5 protein-coding genes are annotated in these 4,033 nt (G+C 49.8%); all 5 read right to left on the reverse strand.

Translation table 11 applies throughout. The features are described from left to right. The coding region (locus tag ACTJJJ_RS31670; RefSeq protein ID WP_440703905.1) for a hypothetical protein at positions 1-221 on the reverse strand (221 nt) is incomplete at its 3' end. 33 nt (positions 222-254) lie between these two features. After that, positions 255-1,625 (reverse strand): hypothetical protein, encoded by a 1,371-nt coding sequence (locus ACTJJJ_RS31675; protein ID WP_440703906.1) that lies wholly within the window; start codon positions 1,623-1,625, stop codon positions 255-257. 44 nt (positions 1,626-1,669) lie between these two features. Further along, on the reverse strand, positions 1,670-2,320 hold the full coding sequence (locus tag ACTJJJ_RS31680) for a hypothetical protein (RefSeq protein WP_440703907.1): 651 nt from the start codon (positions 2,318-2,320) through the stop codon (positions 1,670-1,672). A 282-nt stretch (positions 2,321-2,602) separates the two neighbouring features. Then, complete coding sequence (locus ACTJJJ_RS31685) at positions 2,603-3,232, reverse strand: LuxR C-terminal-related transcriptional regulator (protein WP_426295343.1); 630 nt, start codon at positions 3,230-3,232, stop codon at positions 2,603-2,605. A 236-nt stretch (positions 3,233-3,468) separates the two neighbouring features. Continuing rightward, on the reverse strand, positions 3,469-4,033 hold a 565-nt coding region (locus tag ACTJJJ_RS31690; RefSeq protein ID WP_440703908.1), incomplete at its 5' end, for a T9SS type A sorting domain-containing protein.

Genomic DNA, 4,033 nt, shown 5'->3' on the forward strand with positions numbered 1-4,033 from the left:
GTAAGCTGCGCGGTGTATGGTGGAATTACACCGGATGTTTTTCCAGCAGAGGAGTAAAATATCCCGCGGGCTGCCGGCTGGTTTCCATAGCCGGGAAAGGTTCCCGGGTCATAGTTTCCATACCCGGCGTTGATGTCGATTTGCTGCGCGTGGCTTTCTGCCGAGACAAGCAGGGAAAGTCCAAGAAGCGCTAATCCAAGGTAGTAGTTTGTTTTTTTCATGATTTTAAGTTTAAAAGCTGGTCATGGCTTCAGTTAATTTTTGAATACCTGAATGATTAGATTGTTGTTGCCATTGTCGGCCACTACTTCTCCGCCCGATAGGTCGGGGATGAAAGCCCTAAATGGATAGCCTCCGGGAACAGCCGTCGCGGGGATGGTCAGGTTGGCCGTAATGCTATTCCCCAATGGCGAGGCGGCGATATCGCTGTTGGTAGTCAGCGTGTAATAAGTACCCGAGTTGGTGATGGTCCATTCGGTGGCCGAAGCGCCAGTGAGGGCAATGGTGGAAGTAGGTGTGGGCTTATAGACGCGTATGGTGATTAGATCAGAGGCAATGGTTCCTGCGCGCATGTTTCTGACGCGTATGGTAAATGGCCTGACCGTTTCGGTATTCGAGAAAGTCACATTGCCCATGATGATAAACGGCCGCAGGTCGGGCGTGGTGGCAAGCTCCTGCGTAGAGCCGATGGCGATCTGTGTGATGGCCGCCCCAGCCGGTACGACGCCGGTCAGTGTACTGTTCTCGACTACGCCGGTGGCATTGGCCGACCCGCTCAAGTCGAGCCATTGGGAACCGTCCCAGCCGACCAGCCTGAGGTTTGCGGCTGTGGATTCAAAACCAGCGACATTAGGGATCGACACCGTCACATCCAGGCCGTTTGTAGCAGGTGTGATGGCCGCCCAGTCCCAACTACCAAAGGTGTATACGCGTTTGATGGAAGCGGAGGGTGTGTTGGAAGCCTCTCCGAGGTCTGCGGCGTAGGCCACGCTGATATGCGCGGTATTTGTGGGTGCGGAGATCCGCAATGTTCTCAGATCGGAATTGTTTCCCACCGGGAATATAAAGGTGGAATTACCGATTTTGGAAACATATCCGTCCACGTGCTGAGCGTCGGTGAGCCCACCTGTGTAAGTCGCCCCTGCCTGAAACCTGATCGCGCCATTGGCCGTGTTGGCGCGCACGGTAGTGGTTATCCCGTTTTCGAACGACGCAATGGTAAACACGTTGGCGCCTGCTGTATTGGTGATATTAAATGCGCTGGCCGATCCGTTCTTCAAGGCCAGTGTGGAAAAATTAGGAGCAACACTGCCGCTGATTCCCTGCACACCTGCTACTCCCGCCGGTCCATTGAAATTGTCAGTGCTTCCGCCGGTGCCATTGGCATTATAGCTGTTATTAACCCGCAACGAGTTGGCATCTGTCTCATAGTGGTTGAAAACAGCGCCCGATGAAGCCGTATAAGCGGCGGGCGCGGTGGCTGTAACGGCGGTGTATGTACCACGGTTGGTAACTGACCCATAATTATTGAAAGTAGCCCCGTCGATGACAAGCTGCGCATGGGCTAGCTGGTTTCCCAACAGCAATGCCATCCCTGTCATGAGGCTGATGTATTCTTTTTTCATCGTGAAAGCTGTTTAAATGAAGACTGTATCTTACAACTCTCCGACTAGTTCAAGTAGGTTACATCCAGGTTGGAAGAAATGGTACCACAAATTTGGTAGGCACTGGCGGGAGCACCGTTGTTATACCATCTGATTGCCCTTACATCGAACGTGTGGTTTCCTGCGGACAGGGTGCGAACACCGGACAAAGTCAATTCGAAGTGACCGCTCACTTCGGTCTGGATGATAATGAAGATGCCGCTTGCCACTCCGTCGATGTATATTTCAAAACGGTTAAACGGGCTGTAACCTGTCCATGCAGACACGTCGTCAACACCAAGTACGTAGTTGATAAATGCGGCTTTTTGACTGGGGAAATTGATGACATTGGTCGTATTGGAAACCGTTGTATAGGAACCTTCCGTCACTCCGAAAAAGGCGCTTGGCTGCGCACCATTTCCAATGGGCACTGCATATGAAGCCGTTTGAGTGGCAGTACTCGCGCCCGCTCCCGCAGGGGCCTGCCAGCTGGCGATACCCGCCGCGTCCGAGGTCAATACTTTTCCGGCACCCTGAGTACCATCCTGAATGGCTACATTGCCCACTACATGCAATTTGGCCGCAGGAGTGGTAGTGCCTACCCCTACATTTTGCGCCATGGCCGCAGAGGCAGTAAGTCCCATCATCACTCCAAGCAAGTAGATTTTCTTTTTCATTCGGATTTTAAGTTTTTGATTAAAGAAATAATTAATGACGATGCACTGTCCGAGTGCGCAGGTCGGTCAAGCGGGCAGTGCACTCGGACAGGGAAGAGTCAGCGTATCACAATTTGTAAACGAACTCTTGCCTGGTGAATACTTGTATACAATTCACCACAAATGTCGTTTGCCTAATTGGATTGTTTTGAGACGCTTTTTTGTATTTTTGAGGTGACTTTTGGGGTGCAGGGGAGAATGAAAATGGTAGTTGCTTGCCGAAAAATGCGCGCTCACTGAGCCCTAAAGGACAGCGGCTTTCTGTGCAAGTTCGATCCTGTCTGCTACGTTCATTTTAAGGCAGATCCGCTTCTTATACGTGCTGACAGTATTGCATTTCAGTTTGAGGGTGTAGGCGATTTCTTTGGTGCTTTTGCCTTGGGCTACTTCCCGCATCACCATCAATTCTCTTGGCGAGAGCTTTTCTACAGATTCGATGTCTTCCAGGCGGTGTGAAGATTTATTTTTGATCAGGGAAGTTTGCAGTTCCAGGTTCAGATATTTTCCTCCTGCTGCGATTCGCTCGATTGCTTTTTGCAGCTCGGGAATCTTAGCATTTTTCATAATGAACCCGTCCGCGCCGGCTCGCAGAACCGGAAGTGCGTACAACCTTTCCGCTAATCCCGAATAAAGCAGGATGGAAACGTCGTTCCGAACAGCTTTAATGGTTTCTACAATATCCGCAACGACCCGGTTGCCAATTTTCAATTCGCTGATAACTACCTGAATGTCCGCATTGCTTTCAAGGATAGAAAGGGCCGTTTCGACACAACTGGCTTCATAAAGGCAGTAATGCTCGGAAACTGTTTCAAGCATCACGCGCATGCCGGAGCGCAACATCGTCTGATCATCGATAATTAATATGTTCAACATTGTGAAGGGGGTTTATGTTGAAAAAAATCTTTACTACCGCTCTTGCGGGTGCTAAAGGGAAAATGGCAAGCGTTGCGCCATATTCTTCGGATCGGGGAGATTGAAAGTCTTTAACCAGTCTGACAACGGTGGGGACGAGTCTGTCAGGCAATGGATTATTTGCCAAGAAACAGCTCGGCGGTAATTTGCCGAGCTGTAAAAAAACACTACGATAAATTAGGCATTGATTAATTCTGCTACCTAACGATAACCAACTTTTGTGTGTTTAGTGCTCCGTTCCGGTCAGTGATTTTAAGCACATAGTTTCCTGCTATCAGCTTTCTCACGTCGATCCCGTCCGGTGAAACAGCGGCAGATTGATATACAGTGGCTCCGTTCAGATTGACGATTTCCACTTTTTGAATCGAGTCTGCATGGTCTAGTTTGACGTAATCAGTAGCTGGATTGGGGTAAAGAAAAACGCCTTTGCCTTCGATAGAGATAGTGCGGATTACACTGTATGCGAAAGTGTTGTCCTGGTCCACCATCTTCAAGCGGTAAAGACTTCTTCCTGTCAGAGGGTTCTCGTCGGTGAAGGAGTACTTTCTGATTGTTGTGCTTTCCTTACCGGACTCTACCGATCCTATTTTATTCCACTGTTTGCCATTGGGACTGCGTTCGATCTCGAATCGGTCGCTGTTGGTTTCTTCACTGGTCGACCAGGAAAGCAGTGCGGTTTTGCCCTCTTTTGCTGCCGAGAATGAGATCAGTGTGACGGGCAGGTTGATGTCAGTGACATTGACAGAAGATACTGTTGTATTG

Source organism: Dyadobacter sp. 22481 (assembly GCF_052044875.1).
Taxonomy (GTDB): domain Bacteria; phylum Bacteroidota; class Bacteroidia; order Cytophagales; family Spirosomataceae; genus Dyadobacter; species Dyadobacter endophyticus.

Excerpts from the sequence above, each read along its gene's own strand:
- ACTJJJ_RS31680 (WP_440703907.1), bottom strand. The coding sequence starts at position 2,320 with ATGAAAAAGAAAATCTACTTGCTTGGAGTGATGATGGGACTTACTGCC.
- ACTJJJ_RS31685 (WP_426295343.1), bottom strand. The coding sequence starts at position 3,232 with ATGTTGAACATATTAATTATCGATGATCAGACGATGTTGCGCTCCGGC.
- ACTJJJ_RS31675 (WP_440703906.1), bottom strand. The coding sequence starts at position 1,625 with ATGAAAAAAGAATACATCAGCCTCATGACAGGGATGGCATTGCTGTTG.